General features: G+C 54.8%; 20 protein-coding genes and 1 pseudogene. 15 read left to right on the top strand and 6 right to left on the bottom strand.

The window, feature by feature from the left end; translation table 11 throughout:
* Positions 1-3: 3 nt before the first annotated feature.
* From C7I36_RS13340 to rpoS, 4 genes are read left to right on the top strand one after another with little or no spacing between them, the layout of a single operon-like run.
* Positions 4-630 carry a protein-L-isoaspartate(D-aspartate) O-methyltransferase gene (locus C7I36_RS13340; RefSeq protein ID WP_106454194.1) on the top strand — a complete coding sequence of 209 codons (627 nt, stop codon included), beginning with the start codon at positions 4-6 and terminating at the stop codon, positions 628-630.
* Positions 627-1,208 (top strand): YqaA family protein, encoded by a 582-nt coding sequence (locus C7I36_RS13335; protein ID WP_106454193.1) that lies wholly within the window; start codon positions 627-629, stop codon positions 1,206-1,208. Before C7I36_RS13340 ends, C7I36_RS13335 begins: the two co-directional genes overlap by 4 nt.
* Positions 1,208-2,191, top strand: coding sequence for a peptidoglycan DD-metalloendopeptidase family protein (locus tag C7I36_RS13330; RefSeq protein ID WP_106454192.1), 984 nt, complete (start codon positions 1,208-1,210; stop codon positions 2,189-2,191). Before C7I36_RS13335 ends, C7I36_RS13330 begins: the two co-directional genes overlap by 1 nt.
* Positions 2,192-2,233: 42 nt before the next feature.
* Entirely contained in the window at positions 2,234-3,205 is a 972-nt protein-coding gene (gene rpoS / locus C7I36_RS13325) for an RNA polymerase sigma factor RpoS (protein ID WP_106454191.1), read from the top strand.
* Between the two features lie 63 nt (positions 3,206-3,268).
* Here rpoS and mutS read toward each other — a convergent pair whose 3' ends face one another.
* On the bottom strand, positions 3,269-5,860 hold the full coding sequence (gene mutS / locus C7I36_RS13320; RefSeq protein WP_245880117.1) for a DNA mismatch repair protein MutS: 2,592 nt from the start codon (positions 5,858-5,860) through the stop codon (positions 3,269-3,271).
* Positions 5,861-6,089: 229 nt separating this feature from the next.
* Here mutS and C7I36_RS13315 point away from each other — a divergent pair, with 229 nt between their 5' ends.
* Entirely contained in the window at positions 6,090-7,382 is a 1,293-nt protein-coding gene (locus C7I36_RS13315; protein ID WP_106454189.1) for a tyrosine-type recombinase/integrase, read from the top strand.
* A gap of 94 nt (positions 7,383-7,476) precedes the next feature.
* Here C7I36_RS13315 and C7I36_RS17320 read toward each other — a convergent pair whose 3' ends face one another.
* Complete coding sequence (locus tag C7I36_RS17320) at positions 7,477-8,040, bottom strand: ribbon-helix-helix domain-containing protein (protein ID WP_146137340.1); 564 nt, start codon at positions 8,038-8,040, stop codon at positions 7,477-7,479.
* 171 nt (positions 8,041-8,211) lie between these two features.
* Here C7I36_RS17320 and C7I36_RS13310 point away from each other — a divergent pair, with 171 nt between their 5' ends.
* The 5 genes from C7I36_RS13310 to umuC all read left to right on the top strand — a co-directional run bounded on the left by C7I36_RS13310 (position 8,212) and on the right by umuC (position 12,528).
* Positions 8,212-9,672, top strand: a complete 1,461-nt coding sequence (locus C7I36_RS13310) for a hypothetical protein (RefSeq protein WP_106454188.1) — start codon at positions 8,212-8,214, stop codon at positions 9,670-9,672.
* A gap of 49 nt (positions 9,673-9,721) precedes the next feature.
* On the top strand, positions 9,722-9,904 hold the full coding sequence (locus C7I36_RS13305; protein WP_106454187.1) for a helix-turn-helix transcriptional regulator: 183 nt from the start codon (positions 9,722-9,724) through the stop codon (positions 9,902-9,904).
* 177 nt (positions 9,905-10,081) lie between these two features.
* The gene (locus C7I36_RS17995) at positions 10,082-10,726 is read left to right on the top strand and encodes an inovirus Gp2 family protein (RefSeq protein ID WP_106454186.1); all 645 of its coding nucleotides are present in this window, start codon (positions 10,082-10,084) and stop codon (positions 10,724-10,726) included.
* Between the two features lie 108 nt (positions 10,727-10,834).
* Positions 10,835-11,260 carry a translesion error-prone DNA polymerase V autoproteolytic subunit gene (gene umuD / locus C7I36_RS13295; RefSeq protein ID WP_106454185.1) on the top strand — a complete coding sequence of 142 codons (426 nt, stop codon included), beginning with the start codon at positions 10,835-10,837 and terminating at the stop codon, positions 11,258-11,260.
* A complete protein-coding gene (gene umuC, locus C7I36_RS13290; protein ID WP_106454184.1) occupies positions 11,257-12,528 on the top strand; it encodes a translesion error-prone DNA polymerase V subunit UmuC in 1,272 nt (423 codons plus the stop codon). The genes umuD and umuC overlap by 4 nt, the downstream gene beginning before the upstream one ends.
* A gap of 1 nt (position 12,529) precedes the next feature.
* On the opposite strand, the gene C7I36_RS17990 is transcribed toward umuC, so the two are convergent.
* Entirely contained in the window at positions 12,530-12,772 is a 243-nt protein-coding gene (locus C7I36_RS17990) for a heavy-metal-associated domain-containing protein (RefSeq protein ID WP_245880121.1), read from the bottom strand.
* A gap of 350 nt (positions 12,773-13,122) precedes the next feature.
* Here C7I36_RS17990 and C7I36_RS13280 point away from each other — a divergent pair, with 350 nt between their 5' ends.
* Both C7I36_RS13280 and C7I36_RS13275 read left to right on the top strand, forming a co-directional pair.
* Entirely contained in the window at positions 13,123-13,383 is a 261-nt protein-coding gene (locus C7I36_RS13280; protein ID WP_159078896.1) for a DUF2933 domain-containing protein, read from the top strand.
* A 95-nt stretch (positions 13,384-13,478) separates the two neighbouring features.
* A complete protein-coding gene (locus C7I36_RS13275) occupies positions 13,479-14,534 on the top strand; it encodes a YVTN family beta-propeller repeat protein (protein WP_106454181.1) in 1,056 nt (351 codons plus the stop codon).
* Positions 14,535-14,554: 20 nt separating this feature from the next.
* Here C7I36_RS13275 and ccmI read toward each other — a convergent pair whose 3' ends face one another.
* Positions 14,555-15,427, bottom strand: coding sequence for a c-type cytochrome biogenesis protein CcmI (ccmI, locus tag C7I36_RS13270; protein ID WP_106454180.1), 873 nt, complete (start codon positions 15,425-15,427; stop codon positions 14,555-14,557).
* Between the two features lie 77 nt (positions 15,428-15,504).
* Between ccmI and C7I36_RS13265 the strand changes: the two genes are divergently transcribed.
* Complete coding sequence (locus tag C7I36_RS13265; RefSeq protein ID WP_342749487.1) at positions 15,505-15,915, top strand: TonB-dependent receptor domain-containing protein; 411 nt, start codon at positions 15,505-15,507, stop codon at positions 15,913-15,915.
* A gap of 275 nt (positions 15,916-16,190) precedes the next feature.
* On the opposite strand, the gene cadR is transcribed toward C7I36_RS13265, so the two are convergent.
* Entirely contained in the window at positions 16,191-16,598 is a 408-nt protein-coding gene (gene cadR / locus C7I36_RS13260; RefSeq protein WP_007148576.1) for a Cd(II)/Pb(II)-responsive transcriptional regulator, read from the bottom strand.
* Between the two features lie 95 nt (positions 16,599-16,693).
* On the opposite strand from cadR, the gene C7I36_RS13255 reads away from it, so the two are divergent.
* The gene (locus C7I36_RS13255) at positions 16,694-17,599 is read left to right on the top strand and encodes a cation efflux transmembrane domain-containing protein (protein WP_106454179.1); all 906 of its coding nucleotides are present in this window, start codon (positions 16,694-16,696) and stop codon (positions 17,597-17,599) included.
* A 3-nt stretch (positions 17,600-17,602) separates the two neighbouring features.
* Positions 17,603-18,115 (top strand): signal peptidase II, encoded by a 513-nt coding sequence (lspA, locus tag C7I36_RS13250; RefSeq protein ID WP_004813174.1) that lies wholly within the window; start codon positions 17,603-17,605, stop codon positions 18,113-18,115.
* 11 nt (positions 18,116-18,126) lie between these two features.
* On the opposite strand, the pseudogene C7I36_RS13245 reads toward lspA, so the two are convergent.
* A pseudogene (locus tag C7I36_RS13245) lies at positions 18,127-18,234 on the bottom strand (DUF3330 domain-containing protein); the annotation flags it as partial.
* Positions 18,235-18,330 lie beyond the last annotated feature (96 nt).

Below are 18,330 nucleotides of genomic sequence, written 5' to 3'. Positions count from 1 at the left end.
GCCGTGCTGACGTTAGCGGGACAGCAGCTGTATCGCCTGCTGCAGCAACAGGGGATCAGGGATGAAAGCGTGCTGGCGGCAGTGGCCTGCCTGCCGCGTGAACAGTTTGTGGATGAAGCCATGGCGCACAAGGCGTGGGACAACAGCGCGCTGCCCATCGGCTTTGGCCAGACCATCTCCCAGCCCTATATAGTGGCGCGGATGACCGAAATCCTGCTGGCGGAGCCGCCGCGGCGGGTATTGGAAATCGGCACCGGCTCCGGTTTCCAGACCGCTGTGCTGGCCCAGCTGGTGGAGCAGGTGTTTACCATAGAGCGGATCAAGGCACTGCAATACCAGGCCCGGCGCCGGTTGCAGCGGCTGGACCTGCACAATGTAGCCACCAAGCATGGCGATGGCTGGCAGGGATGGCGCAGCAAGGCGCCTTTTGATGCCATTATGGTAACGGCAGCGGCACGGACCACGCCCGATGCCTTGCTTGAACAGTTGGCGGACGGCGGCCGTATGGTGATTCCGGTCGGCGAAAGCCGCCAGTTCCTGTGGCTGTATCAGCGCCGCGGCGACGATATTGTACGCACCGAGCTCGAGGCGGTGCGTTTTGTTCCTTTGATTCAGGGTGATGTTGAGTGAAGCTGTTTTCTCGTTTGTACCGGCAGGTGATGATGTGGGCGGTGCACCGCCATGCTCCCCTTTATTTGTCGATGACCAGTTTTGTCGAGTCGATTTTCTGGCCGGTGCCGGTGGACGTCATGCTTGCCCCCATGGCCCTGGCGCGTCCGCAGAAAGCCTGGTACTACGCGGGTCTGGCGACCCTGTTCTCGGTGCTGGGGGCGGCGTTCGGCTACCTGCTGGGTTATGCCCTCTGGGATCCCGTGGTTGAACCCTTCATCTCGGCCATGGGTTACCATGACAAAATAGACGTGGCCCGCCAGTGGTTCAGCGACTGGGGGATTTGGGTGATCTTCATCGCCAGTTTTACTCCCGTTCCCTACAAGGTCTTTACCGTGACCGCCGGCCTACTGCACATGGCTTTTCTGCCCTTTATCCTGATTTCCCTGGTGGGACGGGGCATGCGCTTTTTCCTGGTCTCCGGGTTGATGGTCTGGGGCGGTGTGAGAATGGAGCGCAAGCTTATTCAGTATATCGATCTCCTCGGCTGGCTGTGCGTGGTGGCCGCGGTGATTGCCTACCTGTTGCTGAGGAACTGATGCAAAGGCGGGGCAAGGGTGCCGTACCCGGGGTGATTGGCCTGTTGCTGCTCACCCTGCTCACGGCCTGCTCCGCCCCTCGCCCGGCTCCTGTGGTGGGTGCCGGCGTTCATGCCCGTGGCAGCATGCAGGCCAATGGCCAGCGTTATGTGGTGGCCCGCGGCGATACCCTCTACTCCATCGCCTGGCAGGCGGGGACCGATGTCACCAGCCTGGCCCGGCACAATGGCATTGGGCCTCCTTATAACATCTATCCAGGCCAGGTGCTGCGCCTTGACGTACCCGGCCGCCGGCAGGCGGTCTACCGAGTGCGTAAAGGAGATACGCTGAGCGGTATCGCCCGGCGCACCGGCCATACGGTGGCGGATTTGGCCACCCTCAATGGCCTGCGGCCGCCCTACCGCATCTATGTGGGCCAGGCGCTGACCCTGCGCTCTGCCGGTACCGGCAGCGAACCGGCCAGGTCGGCATCAGCCCCGGCGCCGCGGCCGGTGGCCTCGGCATCGGGCGCAAAGGCGACCACTGCCGCAAAATCGACCAAGCCCCTTGCGTCGGCCAAGGGAAAAGAATACGCTGGTTCCAAAGTACAAAAAAGTCCCGCTGTCAATACCGCTATTGTCTGGCAATGGCCGGCCCAGGGGCCCATCATTTCGGGCTTCTCCCTGGCCGAAACCGGCAACAAGGGCATTGATATCAGGGGCAGCAGGGGACAGGCCGTCAAGGCCGCCGCTGCCGGTAAGGTGGTTTACGCAGGGAATGCGCTACGTGGTTACGGCAACCTGATCATCATCAAGCACAACGATGATTATTTGTCGGCCTATGCCCACAATGAAGTGCTCCGGGTCAAGGAGCAGGACACGGTGAATGCGGGCCAGCACATAGCCGATATGGGTAGCAGTGACACCACTGATGTCCGGTTGCACTTCGAGATCCGGTATCAGGGGACATCGGTCGATCCGATGCGATATCTGCCAAAGCGATAGCTTCCGGGAGTCAGGGAGTACCCGGATTTAGGGAGAACTGCCATGAGCCATAGTAAAGAAGTCATCCACGACGAAGAAGTGGATTTCGATGCTGACGTTGAACTGGACGCCGCCGAGAACCGCGACGAGCAGGAAAGTATTCAGGAAGAAGAAATCCTCAGCGTTTCCAGCCAACGCACCCTGGATGTTACCCAGTTGTATCTGGGTGAGATCGGGTTTTCTCCACTGCTGACCGCGGAGGAGGAAGTGCATTACGCCCGCCGGGCGCTACGCGGCGACCTCGCCGCCCGCAAGCGGATGATTGAATCCAACCTGCGGCTGGTGGTCAAAATTTCCCGCCGTTATAACAACCGCGGCCTGGCCTTGCTCGATCTGATTGAGGAAGGCAACCTGGGTCTTATCCGGGCGGTGGAGAAGTTCGATCCCGAGCGCGGTTTCCGGTTTTCCACCTACGCCACCTGGTGGATCCGTCAGACCATAGAGCGGGCCATCATGAACCAGACCCGCACCATCCGTTTGCCCATCCACGTGGTCAAGGAACTCAACGTTTACCTGCGCACCGCCCGGGAGCTGGCCCACAGGCTAGACCACGAGCCCACCGCCGAGGAAATTGCCGAGGCCCTCGACAAACCGGTGGAGGATGTCTCCCGCATGCTCAAGCTGAACGAGAAAATAAGCTCGGTGGACACCCCCATCGGGGGGGACGGCGACAAGGCCCTGCTCGATGTGATCACCGACGAGCGTGATACGGATCCGGAAACCGAGACCCAGGATGACGACATGCGCCTGAGCCTGGTGCACTGGCTGGAAGAGCTCAACCCCAAGCAACGGGAAGTGCTGGCCCGGCGCTTTGGCCTGCTCGGCTACGAAGCCTCGACCCTGGAGGATGTGGGCCGGGAAATCGGCCTGACCCGGGAGCGGGTGCGGCAGATCCAGGTGGAGGCCCTGCGGCGGCTGAAGGAAATCCTGACCCAGCAAGGGCTGTCCATCGATACCCTGTTCCATAGCGACTGATAAACCACCAAGACATGACCTCAAAAAAGCGGCGGCAGAAACCTTGTTTCTGCCGCCGCTTTTTTATGCTTTTGACGCCTCACGCCGCGCCTGTTTCAGCTGGTACAGCAGCTCCAGGGCCTGGCGCGGGCTCAGCTCGTCCGGCTGCAGGCCGTCGAGCAGTGCCAGGGCCGGATCCGGCTCGGCATCGAACAGCGGCAGCGAGGGCTGGACTTCAGGCTTTTGCCCGCCCCTGGCGGCCGGTGGCGGATGGCCCTGCTCCAGCTCGGCCAGCTTCTGCCGGGCCAGGGTCAGCACCGGCTTGGGCACCCCCGCCAGGGCGGCTACCTGCAGGCCGTAGGAGCGGCTGGCGGCGCCCTCCTGTACTGCGTGCATAAAGGCGATGCCGTCCTGGTGCTCGACCGCATCCAGGTGCACGTTGGCGACCCTGGGCCAGAGCCCGGCCAGCTCGGTCAGCTCGAAGTAATGGGTGGCGAACAGGGTGTAGGCGTGCAGCCGGTTGGCCAGGGCGTCGGCGCAGGCCCAGGCCAGGGCCAGGCCGTCGTAGGTGCTGGTGCCCCGGCCGATCTCGTCCATCAGCACCAGGCTGTGGCGGCTGGCGTTGTTGAGGATATTGGCGGTTTCGGTCATCTCCACCATAAAGGTGGATCGGCCCGAGGCCAGGTCGTCGGAAGCGCCAATGCGGGTGAAGATGCGGTCTACCCGGCCGATGCGGGCCTGTTGCGCCGGTACGAAGGAGCCGATGTAGGCCAGCAGCACGATCAGTGCCGTTTGCCGCATGTAGGTGGATTTTCCTCCCATGTTCGGCCCCGTTATCACCAGCATCTTGCGGTTTTCCGAGAGGGAGAGGGGATTGGCGATAAAGGGCTCGTTCATCACCTGCTCTACCACCGGATGGCGTCCTTCCTCGATTTCGATGACCTCGTCGTCGGTCAGCTCGGGACGGCAGTAGTCCAGGCTTTCCGCCCGCTCCGCCAGGTTGGCGAACACGTCCAGCCGCGCCAGAGAGCCCGCGCTCCGCTGCAGCGGGGCCAGTTGTTCGAGCAACCGGTCGAGCAGGGCTTCGTAGAGTTTTTTCTCCAGGGCCAGGCCCTTGCCCTGGGCGTTGAGCACCTTGTCCTCGTACTCCTTGAGTTCGGGGATGATATAGCGCTCGTTGTTCTTCAGGGTCTGGCGGCGTACATAGTGCACCGGCACCTGGTGGGCGCTGGCCCGGCTCACCTCTATGTAGAAGCCGTGCACCCTGTTGTAGGCCACCTTCAGGGTATGGATGCCGGTGGCGGCCTTTTCCCGCGCTTCCAGCTCCTCCAGGTAGCGGTGGGCGCCGGCGGCCAGCTCGCGCAGCTCGTCCAGCTCGGGGCTGAAGCCGTCGCGGATCACCCCGCCGTCGCGGATCACCACCGGCGGGTTGTCGATGATGGCCCGTTCCAGCAGATCCGCCAGCTCGGGAAACTGGCCGATGCCCTCGGCCAGGGGATCCAGGCAACCGGGGGAGCACTCGGTCAGCTGTTCCTGCAGTTCGGGCAGGGCCTGCAGGGCGGCGCGCAGCCGGCTCAGATCCCGGGGCCGGGCCGAGCGCAGCGCCAGCCGGGCCAGCACCCGCTCCAGGTCGCCCACCTGGCGCAGCAGGGGGCGCAGCCCCTCGTGGCGGCCCTGCTCCATCAGGGTGGCGATCATGTCCTGGCGTGCGGCCAATTCCTGCCGATCCCGGCTGGGCTGGTGGATCCAGCGCTTGAGCAGGCGGCTGCCCATGGGGGTGGCGGTGTTGTCCAGCACTTCCGCCAGGGTGTTGTCCTGGGTGCCGGACAGGTTGAGGGTCAGCTCCAGGTTGCGGCGGGTGGCCGCGTCCATGATCACCATATCCTGGCTGCGTTCCAGGCGGATGCTATTGATGTGGGGCAGGGCGGTGCGCTGGGTGTCCTTGACGTATTGCAGCAGGCAGCCAGCGGCACAAAGGGCGGTGGCCGACTGCTCCACTCCAAAACCGACCAGATCCCGGGTGCCGAACTGCTGGCACAGCAGGTGGCGGGCGGTGCCCAGATCGAATTCCCATTCGGGGCGGCGGCGCAGGCCCTTGCGCTGTTCGAGAAGGTGGAACCAGCCGAAGCCTTCCGGATAGAGCAGCTCAGCGGGCTGCGTGCGCTGCAATTCGGCGATCAGGTCTTCTTCCTTGCCGAACTGGTTGACCACGAAGCGGCCGGTGCTGACGTCGATGATGCCGTAGCCGAACTGCTGGCCGTCGTGGTAGACGGCCGCCAGGCAGTTGTCCTGGCGTTCGTGCAGCAGGGCCTCGTCGGACAGGGTGCCGGGGGTGACGATGCGCACCACCTGCCGCTCCACCGGCCCCTTGCTGGTGGCCGGATCGCCGATTTGCTCGCAGATGGCCACCGACTCGCCCAGTTGCACCAGCCGGGCCAGGTAGTTTTCCACCGCGTGGTAGGGCACGCCCGCCATGGGGATGGGGGTGCCGGCCGACTGGCCGCGCTTGGTGAGGGAGATGTCCAGCAGCCGGGACGCCTTCTTGGCATCGTCGTAGAACAGCTCATAAAAATCCCCCATGCGGTAGAACAGCAGTATGTCCGGGTGTTGTGCCTTGAGGGAGAGATATTGCTGCATCATAGGTGTGTGTTGGTGTGATATCTCTTCTTTTTTCATGATGTTAGATGCCGCTAGTTGCTGTATTTAAAGGATTTTTACTTTTTTCTGTTTTCTCTGACCGTATCATGTTGTCCCAATGAATCTCACTGAAGCCTACACAAAAGTGTAGGTTTTAGTGTAGGTAGTAGTGTAGGATTTTGACCATACACCTTTGATAGCCTGAAAAGCCACGCGACAAGCAGGCTGCACTATGCCACCACCATGCATAGAAGCTGGGAACCTGACCATGAAAGCCGAGAAGATTAGCAAACCTCTTACTACAAGAACAATCGAAGCGCTGAAGCCTGGAGCGGCGGATCTTGCTGATGTGGGTGAGTACAGGGGACTGAGGGTCACCTGTGGCCGGACTGGATTAAAAACATTCTTTTATCGATATAATAGCCCTGAAACTCAAAAGCTGGTCCAAGCGAAAATTGGCAACTATCCTGATGTGTCGCTGGCGCAGGCAAGAGCGATACTTCAGGAGTGGAAGCTTCAGCGACGCTATGGGATATGTCCAGCAGCTCAAATAAAGCGAGCCAAGCAAGAAGCTCAGGAGCGGGAAGAGAGTATCAATCGAGTTGAGGATCAGCTCACGATACAGGGACTGATTGAGCTTTATCTGACTGAGTACATTGAAGATAAAAGATCCCCTAGTGGCAAGATTTTGCCAGGGGCGCGTAAGCCAAAAGGTCAGAGTGAAACTCGCAGAACACTCTATGGCGATGCTGTCCCTGAGTTGGGTAGCCGGCCTGCTTCCGAAATATCCCGCCAGGATGTAGTGGATCTAGTCATGAAGATCGTCAGGCGTGGCGCTAATGTGCAAGCGGGGAATGTGTTGCGTGAGCTTTCAGCTGCCTATGAGTTTGCAATAGGTATCGGCCGCTTGCCGAACGATGTTGCTAACCCGGCTTTGCTGGCCAAAGCAAGCTTAAGACAAGCAAAAGTGAAGTTAACACATCAGCCCGGAAAGCGGATTCTTTCGGATAAAGAACTGATCAGGTTGTTAGCCTGGCTTCCAGACTCTGCATTCACCCCTGCGCAGAAAAATATAATAAAGCTTACGTTGTATACAGGATGCCGTAGTGGTGAATTGTGTGCGGCAGAGTGGGGGGATGTGGACTTTAAGAAGAAAACCTTACACCTGAGAGAAACAAAAACTGATGTTGAGCGTTATGTGCAACTTCCACGGCAAGCCGTAGATTTGTTGAAAAAGCTTCCATCACATGGCAAGTCAAAGTATTTGTTCCCTTCCCAACGCACAGGGTTGCCCGTACAGCAAAAGAAGCTGACAGAACAAACCTGGGTAATGAGGAAAAAAGGGATTATGCTGGACCTTCCTCGCTGGACTCCGCATGATTTGAGGAGGACTGTAAGAACTTCACTGGCTAGATTGCAATGTCCTAATGAAGTTGCAGAAGCTATACTCGGCCACTCTCGCTCAGGTATTGAAGGGACCTATGACCTTCACCGTTATGAAAAGGAAAGTCGCCATTGGTTGCAGGTGTGGGCGAACTATCTTGATGAATTGACCTTGTAAGCGAGTTTTACTAGATGTATTTCGTGTGCGACTGAAATTTTCACTTTAAGTTATACTTTGAGGTTGGCCAATTTTATTATGGATTGGCTTTTTATCAGATTGCATCTTTGTTATCTCCTGAGTTAGGTATGGGTGACCTGGTGGTGAGTGGTATGGGTTGGAGACCTTTTGCCATCGCTAAAAAATGACTACATGTAGTGTACTCGGGCCCGGTAGGTATATCACCTGTTGATGGGTAGTGTTTTTTGGCTGCTGCCTTTCTTCCTTTCTTTTGTTTTGACTTTATTTTCTCAGCATTTTCAATAAGAAGCTCTAGCACCGCACTTTGAGATATGTTCATCTCTTCCGCTACTCTCTCTAGCTTTTCCTTATGATCTCTTCCTATCGATGCTGATATTCTAACTTTACCCGAGTGCAGCGTATGTTTCACCTGGCGGCAGTGAGCGGTCATCTTCTGAAACATTAACCATCCTTCTGTTGGGTGAAGGCTAAATGGAGTTAGTCCGCCTGTGAGTAGATAAATCAATGATTGTCGAGGGTTTGGAGCGGGCGGGAGTTCAAACCCCTTGCTCTGTATGTAGCTAGTGGCGTGGTAGATCTGTACATCCGTTGCTTTATAAACCCATTTCTTTATCAGGCCTGGCTTGTTGTCTTTCATTAGATTTCCTTGAGGCTGAAAATGTTGGAGGTTTTGCAGGTTGAGAGTCTCTCAGATTTTCGTTTGTGTCAACGTTTGTGTAAACGTTTGTTTCAACGTTAAATAATCGTTTATGGATATTATCATTTTTTATAGGTATTATTTGTCCTTTATTGGTCTATGGTGCGTATTGTGCTTCACTATTACTTGCTCAAAAATGGCTTCGGTGAGCTGATGCAGCTTGCCCCAGTACAGAACAGTGCAGTGCTGGAAAAGGGCAGTGATCTCCCCCCAGAAGCCAGGCTTTTCATCATCAGGTTGTTCGTGATACATGGGGCATCGGTCTCGTTCTCCGGCACAGTGAAGAGCTTGGTGAAGGAGTGCGACTCTGATGATCGGGCTGTGAGAAAAGGTATGGACTACCTAAAGCAGGCAGGCTTGATTACCCAGGTAAGAGACTCATCGGGTAAAACTCTTTACCAAGTCAGCGGCTTCATTCAGCAGTACATAGTAAGCAGATCACCGGCAGGATCACCTCCGCCACCTTTACATGAGCAGATATACGCTGTGCTTTTCCCTGAGCATGGAGATAACCCAGAACGTGTGAAGCGCGGAGGCTTTAGTCGCGCCAGCAGATACCTTTTGGCCGTGATGCTGGCTCACTCTGATGCTTTAGGTATGGTTACTGGGGTGTCGAATGCTGAGTTGCGCAAGCTGACAGGTATGACGGAGCAGCGCCTACGAGGGCAGATTAAAAATTTACTTGATAGCTCTATCCTTTGTGGTTACATGCCAGGGTTTAATGGGAGGGCTGTGCTAGGGAAGGTGAAAAGTGAATTTTCTTTGTGGCTGCCCCATGCTGTCTTTGGAGCTTGCTCTTCGAGGTATGGTTCTATTGAGTATGTAGAAGATAGGCTTTCAAAATCGGATCGCAATGAAATTTCAGTTATAGATAAAATGTACAGCTTGGCCAACTTGAAATCTTTGGAGAGAATCAAGGTTAACATAGCAAGGCCAGCCTTCTTTGGTGTTCATTTTTCCGTAGAGGAAATTAATTCTGTTATTGATGAGTGTGGTGGCGATTATTTGCGTTGGGCTGTGCTAGCGGTAGCCTCTCACTTGATTCGTGAAGGGGAGTTTTTTATTGAAGCAGGAGAGCTATTTACTGTTTTTGAGATTTTGCTAGACAGCCCCCGTAAAGTAAAGCCCTATGAGCTGAAAGTGTGTTCCTTCATCGCCTGCAGATTTATGAATGAAAAAGCTGGTTACCGCTTTGATGAGTCTGATATGGGCGGCTTTAATTCAGGCTCGCTTCAGTTGCGTTTCAAGGTGGCGTTGTTTATTTGTCGTGCATCCTTGATGCTGGCATCTAGAGTAAATCGAGCTCTGGATCTTGTTAGGGAGAGTAGGCCTGATTTTTGTTTTCTTATGCTCATGAAAAGCAGGGGAGATTATACCGTTAGGAATTTTTCCATTCAGTTCTTTAACTCAGAATATATGATAACGCCATCCCCAAGTCATAGTTTAAAGATTTTCGCAAGTGGTGGGCATCTTGATTCTGGAGAAAAAGCCGGTAGGGAGATTGAGCTTTTTGAAGTTTCCGAAGGGGTGAGTAAATTGCTCGTTAGTCGCCTTGATGACTTCAGTATGTAAAATCTTACACCTCCGCCGTATCTCATGAACCATATTCAAGGAGCTGGTCATGAGATTTTTAAGACTTAAAGACGTCATCGATAAAACTGGCCTTTCTCGTTCTACTATCTACCGTCAGATTGCTGAGGGCTGTTTCCCTAAAGGTATTCCTCTCGGAGGTAAAGCCACCGGCTGGCTTGAAAGCGAGATAGAGGATTGGATGCTGGAACGCTTAGCCAAGAGAAATGGCTAAGAGGGTAATCACTAAATATTTCCCTTCTGTTTTGATTTTTTTGGAGAGTTGAACTCTTGCCGTTAACATCTGATTTCATCGGTGCCTGTTTATTTTCTATTGCTTGTTTCTCTTTGTTTTAGATGGTGCTGTTGTCGGTATAGTAATATTGGGTAAATTAATTTATTGAAGGTGGTTATGAATAACGTTAGAGTTGAAATGAATACTAACTTAAGTAGATGGCATAATGAGGAGTATAACGGTATGCCAGTACTAACTGGCAATGGGCCTTGCATCACTGAGTACCTTCATAAAACACACCAGGTAATTAACACACACTTGGCATACCACAACCGAGTGTTTGCCATACGCCTGGACTTGAGGTTTCCAAGTTTTGTGAACACAGAGTGTTACTCAAGCGACGTGATAAACAGATTCATTTGCTCCCTTAGAGCAAAGCTGAAGCATGCCTATCAAAGTGCCCTGCGTCAAGGTCGCAGGGTGCATGAGCCAGGCTTGAGGTATTTATGGGCAAGGGAATTGGGCCAGGATGGTCATCCGCACTATCACTTATTACTACTGTTAAACCGGGATGCTTACTTTACCCTAGGGGACATGAGGAGCTCGGAAGGAACTCTTTACAGCAAGCTAAACTCGGCCTGGGCAACCGCTCTGGGCATTGAAGAGTTTGATACGCGAGGACTGGTGAATGTTGCAGGTACGTTCCATTGGAAGTCTGGTGAGGATATCGGGCCGCTCTTCCAAGCTGCAAGCTACATGTGCAAAGAGCACTCCAAGGAGTTTGGCATACGTCAGCATGCCTTCGGCAGCTCCAGAGGGTAGCTCTTTTCTCAGTTCTAGAGTCATGTTTAAGCCCTGATATCTTCCTTCTCTTGCCCTTCCCTACACCTGAAAATATACTGTATTAATATACAGTGAAAAGGTGTTCATATGACCATCATACTGGGCTCTCTCAGAGCCGACTCCGACTCTCTGCTGCCATTACTGGTAGAGCGTGCATCATGCGGCTTTCCTAGCCCGGCACAGGACTATGTGGAGCAGGGGATTGACCTTAACGCCTACTGTATCCGACATCCTGCGGCTAGCTATCTGGTGCAGGCCAGCGGAGACAGCATGGTGGGTGCGGGAATTTACTCTGGTGACTTACTGGTGGTGGACCGCTCTATAGAGGCGGCCCATCACCATATCGTGATTGCATGCGTAAACGGCGAGATGACCTGCAAGCGGCTGGAGCTGAAACCCCGGTTCCGGCTGGTGGCCGAAAATCCGGTATACCCGCCCATTGAGCCTGAGGAAGGAGATTCGATGGAGATTTTTGGTGTGGTAACCAACATCATCCGCCGGTTGCCGCTGTGAAACCGGTCTTTGCCCTGGTGGACTGCAATAATTTTTATGCTTCCTGCGAGCGCCTGTTTCGGCCAGATCTGAATGGCCGGCCAATCGTTGTGCTATCCAATAACGATGGCTGTGTGGTCGCTCGCAGTGCTGAAGCCAAGGCGATGGGGATTGGTATGGGCGTTCCCTATTTCAAGATTAAAGAGGCTTATGAGCGTGCCGGTGGCGTAGTATTTTCAAGCAACTACGCACTCTATGCTGACCTTTCTCGCCGGGTGATGACGGTACTGGAAATGCAGGTGCCACGGGTAGAGGTCTACTCCATTGATGAAGCTTTTCTTGATTTGAGTGGCCTCGAACACCTGGTTGCTTTGAGTGAGTTTGCGGCCGACATTCGGCAGCGTGTGCTGCGTTGGGTTGGGATCATGGTCGGCGTAGGGATTGCACCGACCAAAACCTTGGCCAAGCTTGCCAACTATGCAGCCAAACGCTGGCCGGCGACAGGTGGCGTGGTGGATTTGCGTGACCCAATAAGACAGCAGAAGTTGCTGCAGTTGGTGCCGGTGGAAGAAGTGTGGGGCATCGGTCGTCGCCTGGCCCGACAGCTTAATGAGATGGGAATACGCACAGCCTGGCAACTGGCCAGGGCAAACCAGAAGGTGATCCGACGCCAGTTCTCCGTGGTGGTGGAACGGACTGTCTGTGAGCTGAATGGTCTGAGCTGCTTGGCGCTGCATGAGCAGCCTGAGCCTAAAAAACAAATTATCAGTAGCCGTAGCTTTGGCGAGAGAATAACTGAGTTTCAATCTATGCGAGAGGCTGTAAGCAAATACACCAGCCGAGCGGCGGAAAAGCTCAGAGCACAGCAGGAGTACTGCCGGCTTGTGCAGGTATCGCTCCGAACCAGTCCGTTTTCTCCGCAGGAGCCGTTCTACAGCAACAGTGCTATCGTGGAGCTGGGACTCCCAACGGCTGATAGTCGGGAGCTTGTACAGGCTGCCTGTCAGGGCTTAAGACAGATCTGGAAAGCCGGCTACCGTTATCAGAAGGCATCGGTGATGCTCACCGACTTCTGGCCGCCGGGCAGTTACCAACAAAACCTGTTCGAAACACCGTGCAGCAAGCCGAAAAGCCAAGCCTTGATGCAGGTGATGGACAACATCAACTCCTCCGGAAAGGGGAGAGTGTTCCTGGCAGCTGAAGGCATTGAGCAAGAGTGGCAGATGAAACGGGGTTTTTTGTCACCGGCATACACCACCCGTATAAGTGATATTCCTAAAGTGAGTTAACTTAACTGGCATTGACTCGAAATATGGTAAGACGCATCTGGTGTTCAGAGTGAAACCCCATATCGCGATTACAAAAAAGCTCGGGGGTGTAACCGGCCTCACGGATGGCGCGCTCGACCGCGTCTATGTCTGTAACGCCTTCTACGGCTACTCGACGTGCGGAGAGGTCCACCTCAATGTCCGCCTGCGGAGCGGCGGTGGTTATTGCGGCTCGTATAACGCCCGCACAGTGACCGCAAGTCATGTCATTTACCTGAAAATTGACCATTGACGTTCCTTCTCTTGGTTCGTGATTGAATACCTGTACGATAAACCTTCCCACCATGGTAAGGTCAACACAAGAGGTACTCGTATTCTCCGGGCATTGTAAAAATTCCGACTCGTCTCCGATTGGGACGCGTCCACCGCAAGCATTGACAACCTTGCCAAGCGCACAGATACAAACTATTTCATTCGTCCGCGCCTCGCGATAGATGACAAATATGTAATCGGCCTGCAATGCGTCCGACAGGGTCACCCCGCTACAGTTCTTCTAATGGTCGCACAACGTTGGCCATGCTGAGAGTTCAGCGCAGCTCGCACAAGGAGAACACTATGAAATGCGATATCAAGATGATGCTGAAAGCGGGGGCCGGCCTGGCCGCTGTGGTAGCCGTTGCCTACGCCACCTTTCCCGCCGCCCGTGAATTGATCACTGCCTGGGCGCCAGCATTGTTCTTCCTGATTTGTCCCGTGATGATGTTCTTCATGATGAAAGGCATGCAGTCTTGCCACAAAGAACAAGACATCAGGAAGCCTGAAGCACGACCGGTGCCGCTACCCGATACGAAAAACATTCTTGATGAGCGGCGTTGACGAGGCCAGTTCGACGACTGTTGTTCAACAGCGTCCAACATGCATTTGAGCCGTCTCTTCCCCCAAAACCACCTGCTTCAATTCTGGAGATTAAAATGCAGAAGTTCCGCGTTAGCTTGATTACAGCTGTTCTCGCCGCCACCATAGGAGTTGCGAATGCAGCTTCGCTAGCCAATGGAGTCGTTTATAGCGCTAATGAGGGCGATGGGTCCATCAGCGTGATCACACTAAGTTCGGGCGAAGTCCGTACGGTGGATATTCCCGTCGTGCCTCATAACGTACAAATATCGCCCAATGGCAAACTTCTCCTAGCCGTTGGCACGTCTTCCAGTGGCCATGGAGGCCATGGTGGCGAGAAGAGCGAGCCAACGACTTCAGCCGCCACGCACGGCCATGGCAGTCAGGCGAGCCTGGTGCTTTTGGATGCAGGCAAGCCAGGGGAATTAATCGCGACGCTGCCCTCCGGCGACCATCCTGCCCATGTCGTCACCAGCAAGAGCGGCGACTTCGCCTATATAACCAATGCTGATACGAATCAGGTAACGGTAGTCGATATCAGCCGGAAAGCCGTTGTCGCCGAAATTCCTACCGGCAGTTATCCCCATGGTTTGCGTCTCAGCCCGGATGGGCGTGAACTATACGTAGCGAACGTTACTGACAATAGCGTGTCAGTAATCGACGCGGAGAATCTGAAAGAATCTGCACGTATCCCTGTGGGTAAAGCGCCGGTTCAGGTGGCTTTTACACCCGATGGGGCACAGGTCTATGTGTCTCTGCGCGACGAGAACAGTGTTGCGGTCATCGATACGAGCACTCGGAAAGTCGCCGGTAATATCCAAGTGGGGCGCAACCCGATCCAGCTTTTTTCCACGCCAGACGGCAGCAGAATGTATGTGGCCAATCAAGGCAGTGACAGCAATCCCGATAATACGGTGTCTGTAATTGATATCGGGACGCAGCGCGTTGTCGATACTGTAACGACGGATATGGGCGCGCACGGGGTGGTGGCGAGTGATGATGGCAAATTGGTGTTCATTACGAACAACAAGGCCGATACCGTGAGCGCCATCGACACGAGCACGCAGGCAGTAGTCGGGACCTATAAGGTCGGCCCCGCTCCAAACGGCATCACTTATCGCGCGCTTCCATAAGGCGTTGCCTGCATGGGCAGCTACTGCGGGACGTCGGTAGCTGACCTGCGGGCCAGGTCAGCCTGCTGTTTTCGCGCGTGTTCGATGCTCTCGGAGACCACCTTTGCTGCATCCGAATCAGGTGGAAGCACTTCCAGTAGTTTACCCCAGTAATTAATGGCGGCAGGATAGTCTTCACGTTGCATGGCTGCCGCGCCAGCAAGTGTTAGGGGCATCGGTGACCCAGGGCTGAGCGACAATGCGCGCTCAAGCAACCGGGTCGGTTCTCCCTCAAAGCCCGAGCTTCGTGTTCGTGCTAGTGTCTCCGCATATTCTGCCAATGCCAATGGATCGGTCTGGACGAGATTCGTGGCATTTGAGAATGCGTTGGCGGCTTCTTCGTATCGTCCAAAATGTCGATAAGAACGAGCCAACATGAGCCAGCCTGCCGGATCGTCGGGATTCTGTTTCAGTCGCCCCTCCAGAGAAGCTACCATGGCCTGCACATCCGCTTGCGTGATTGCACTGGTGCCTGGAGCCGAAGACGGACTTATCGCGGCAGGATTTCCCAAGTACAGATACGTCAACGTCGCCGCAACAGGCAGCACAATGGCAAGCGCTATTGCGCTGCGCCTGCTTCCGGCGTTGATAACTGAACCCGCGTTCGACGATGTCGCTTCGTCCAGAGCGCGTCGTTGCAAGTCGGCCCTGGCATCAGCCAAATCGTTGGCCGAAATAGTGCCGTGGGCATGGTCCCGCTCAAGTTCGGCCCATTGGTCGCGCAGCACGGCGGTATTCACGCCGCCGCGCTCTACGGGGTTTGTCTGCTTAGGACCTCGCCAAAGTATTGCACAGAGCCACAGAGTGGCACTGCCGATTAGCAAGGCTGCGATGATGAGAAAGATCAGATTCATAGTCAATCAGGGATATTGTTGGGCTCGCTCAACAGAGCTTCGGCTTGTTTGCGTTCTTCGTTGCTTAGCATCGTGCCCTGGGCCTGGGTTATACCTATCTCGACACTGAACAGTTGACAGATGTTAACATAGGCAACGAGCTTCGAAATGCGCCGCGCCATCACGTGAGTGCCGACGCCGTCTATCGTACCGGCCTATGGACTGCCAGCGCCACTGCCCTGTTCGCGTCCAGCAGTTTCAGCGACGCCGCCAACACCGTCGACGAAGACAGCATGGGCAGCGTCGGTGAGCTGCCGTCCTACACCCTGGTCAACACTCGCCTGGGTCGGGACATTCCCCTGGACAACGACATGACCCTGAACGTGGGCATGGGCGTGAACAACCTGTTGGATGACGACGCCTACTTCCGCGGCGCCGACGTCAGCCCGGTGGGCCGTGTGCCCATGCCCGGCCGCACCTATGTGCTGGAAGGTGAGCTCAGCTTCTAAGGTGAAGCACTCCAAGATGATACAGGGGCTGCATAAGCAGCCCCCTTTTTTCAGAAAACATAAATGTTAAAAGTACTCTAAAGCATGCCAGTCATATCATCATGGATAAAAGATTGGGGAGGATGTAACGGTGATGAACAATCTACAGTTATCGAACTTCTGGTGATTATCAGACTGCAATTAATTACGGGTAAGCGGATTAAATGGTTGATCTTACCTTTGCATGAGAGTGAGACAGACCGGCATCTCATCGGATTATCTGGTTGATGCTTCACCTACTGCTGGTGCATGTTTCCTTCGCTAATTCCAGCAAGAACCCCACACGCCTCAACTTCCCGGTCATCGTTGCAACTCGCTCTCAGTGAAACGAGTTGTTTCTCAAGCGCTTGCAGAGCGGTTATCTGCGACCGCACATGAGAGATGTGATCATCGAGCAAGGTGTTGACGGCGGTACAAGGCTGATGAGGGTCGTCCTGATAGCTCTGTAGTTCGTGAATCTCAGCCAGTGACAGGCCCAGGATTCTGCAGCGACGGATGAAGGCCAGCCCCTCACCATGCTTCTCGGTATAGACACGGTAACCGTTGTCCTGCCGATCAGGCGGCGGCAACAAGCCCTGCTGTTCATAGAAGCGGATCGTCTGTGTTTCGACCCCTACCAACTGCGCCAACTGACCAATGCGCATCAGCCTCCTCCCCAACGGATTCTTTACTCTATTGACCTTATAGTAGCTTTATAGTTTTAAATGGTACCACAACATTGTTCAAGTGGAGTCGTATCATGAGCAAATCCTGTGGTGGCGCCTGTGGCGCCTGTGGCGGTGATGCAACGTCCGCAGCGGATACCGATATACAGGCCTCCTCCGAGGCGCCAGGGAGATGGGTCAGTGTTTATGCCGTGCCGAAGATGGACTGTCCATCAGAAGAACGAATGATTCGCCTAGCCCTGAACGGCTTTGAGGAGGTTCGGGCGCTGTCCTTCGACTTGTCGAACCGCCGGCTGAAGGTCGTGCATGACGGCGAGGTCGAGCCCGTCACCTCGAAACTGAAGACCTTGGGGCTAGGCGCCTCGCTTCAGGAAACCGTCGCTGCAAATCCGGAGACCATCAAGGCCGCCGAGTTTTCGGCAGCTTCTGCTAAGCAAGAATCCGGGACCCTGCGCTGGTTGCTCGGCATCAATGCACTTCTGTTCGTGGTGGAAATGACTGCCGGTCTGATCGCCCGGTCCACCGGCCTGATTGGAGAATCCCTGGACAATTTTGCCGATGCGGCGGTGTACGGGCTTGCCCTTTATGCGGTTGGACATAGCGTGAAAATGCAGGTACGTGCCGCGCATCTTGCTGGTGTACTGCAACTGATCTTGGCTGTGGGCGTACTCATAGAGGTGGTGAGACGCTTTGTATTCGGTAGTGAGCCTGAATCGCTGGTGATGATGGCTATCGCATTCGTCGCATTGATTGCCAATACCAGTTGTCTGCTGCTCATATCCAAACATCGGGAGGGCGGGGCGCACATGAAGGCAAGCTGGATATTCTCGGCCAACGACGTGGTGATCAACCTGGGGGTCATCACCGCCGGCGCTCTGGTCGCGTGGACCGGGTCCAATTATCCGGATCTGATTATCGGCACCATCGCGGGGGTAATTGTACTTAACGGTGCTAGACGCATTCTGGCGCTCAAGGATTAAGCAATGTCCATTTTTGGCAAACATCTGTCACCGTACGCTCTGTTGTCCATCTCCGGCCTGCTGGCAGCGTCTGATCAGGCCGTAAAATGGCTGGTGCAACAATCAATGGCATATGGCGAGTCTATTTCAGTGACCTCATTCTTTAACTGGGTACACGTATGGAATACCGGTGCCGCATTCAGTCTTTTTGCGAATGGTGGAGGCTGGCAGCGCTACTTTTTTATCGGAATCGCGGTAGTGGTCTCGATTTTTCTGATCAAGCTGATCCTTGAAAATCGTCATAAAGGAGAAGCCATCGCTTACAGTCTTATCCTCGGTGGCGCCATGGGCAACCTGATTGACCGGGTCTTTCGCGGCTATGTTGTGGATTCCTTTGATTTCTATTGGCGAGACTGGCATTGGCCGGCCTTCAACCTGGCTGATATTGCAATTGTCCTCGGTGCCTTACTTTTAGTTTCCAGCAGCTTGTTGGGTAAAAAAGCAAACACCAATGCCGAGTCGGATGGATCTGACTGACACCTACGCCTATACAATTCCGCGCCTTCCGGGGTGAAGGCGGCATCGAGCGGAATTTCTTTGCAGCATACGCAGCAGGTGGTGCAACCAGGGTGAGATCGCGAACGTTTTTTGGACACTTCGTTCTATTTGACCCGCAGATCGTGTTGTGATCTGATACTCCCTTTTTGGGAGAGCCATGATGAGCCTTGATGCATTTTCTCAGTATTTCGGTG

This window comes from Zobellella taiwanensis (assembly GCF_003012795.1).
In the GTDB taxonomy this organism is placed as follows: domain Bacteria; phylum Pseudomonadota; class Gammaproteobacteria; order Enterobacterales; family Aeromonadaceae; genus Oceanimonas; species Oceanimonas taiwanensis.
The sequence above is the reverse complement of the archived record's forward strand: the minus strand, read 5'-3'. Positions and strand labels throughout refer to the sequence as shown.

Bases quoted from the DNA above. Each gene is read 5' to 3' on its own strand.
- C7I36_RS13280 (WP_159078896.1), top strand. From the start codon at position 13,123: ATGAAATGCGATATCAAGATGATGCTGAAAGCGGGGGCCGGCCTGGCC.
- C7I36_RS13315 (WP_106454189.1), top strand. From the start codon at position 6,090: ATGAAAGCCGAGAAGATTAGCAAACCTCTTACTACAAGAACAATCGAA.
- C7I36_RS17995 (WP_106454186.1), top strand. From the start codon at position 10,082: ATGAATAACGTTAGAGTTGAAATGAATACTAACTTAAGTAGATGGCAT.
- rpoS (WP_106454191.1), top strand. From the start codon at position 2,234: ATGAGCCATAGTAAAGAAGTCATCCACGACGAAGAAGTGGATTTCGAT.
- umuD (WP_106454185.1), top strand. From the start codon at position 10,835: ATGACCATCATACTGGGCTCTCTCAGAGCCGACTCCGACTCTCTGCTG.
- C7I36_RS13275 (WP_106454181.1), top strand. From the start codon at position 13,479: ATGCAGAAGTTCCGCGTTAGCTTGATTACAGCTGTTCTCGCCGCCACC.
- ccmI (WP_106454180.1), bottom strand. From the start codon at position 15,427: ATGAATCTGATCTTTCTCATCATCGCAGCCTTGCTAATCGGCAGTGCC.
- C7I36_RS17320 (WP_146137340.1), bottom strand. From the start codon at position 8,040: ATGAAAGACAACAAGCCAGGCCTGATAAAGAAATGGGTTTATAAAGCA.
- C7I36_RS13330 (WP_106454192.1), top strand. From the start codon at position 1,208: ATGCAAAGGCGGGGCAAGGGTGCCGTACCCGGGGTGATTGGCCTGTTG.
- C7I36_RS13305 (WP_106454187.1), top strand. From the start codon at position 9,722: ATGAGATTTTTAAGACTTAAAGACGTCATCGATAAAACTGGCCTTTCT.
- mutS (WP_245880117.1), bottom strand. From the start codon at position 5,860: ATGAAAAAAGAAGAGATATCACACCAACACACACCTATGATGCAGCAA.
- C7I36_RS17990 (WP_245880121.1), bottom strand. From the start codon at position 12,772: ATGACTTGCGGTCACTGTGCGGGCGTTATACGAGCCGCAATAACCACC.
- cadR (WP_007148576.1), bottom strand. From the start codon at position 16,598: ATGCGCATTGGTCAGTTGGCGCAGTTGGTAGGGGTCGAAACACAGACG.
- lspA (WP_004813174.1), top strand. From the start codon at position 17,603: ATGTCCATTTTTGGCAAACATCTGTCACCGTACGCTCTGTTGTCCATC.
- C7I36_RS13255 (WP_106454179.1), top strand. From the start codon at position 16,694: ATGAGCAAATCCTGTGGTGGCGCCTGTGGCGCCTGTGGCGGTGATGCA.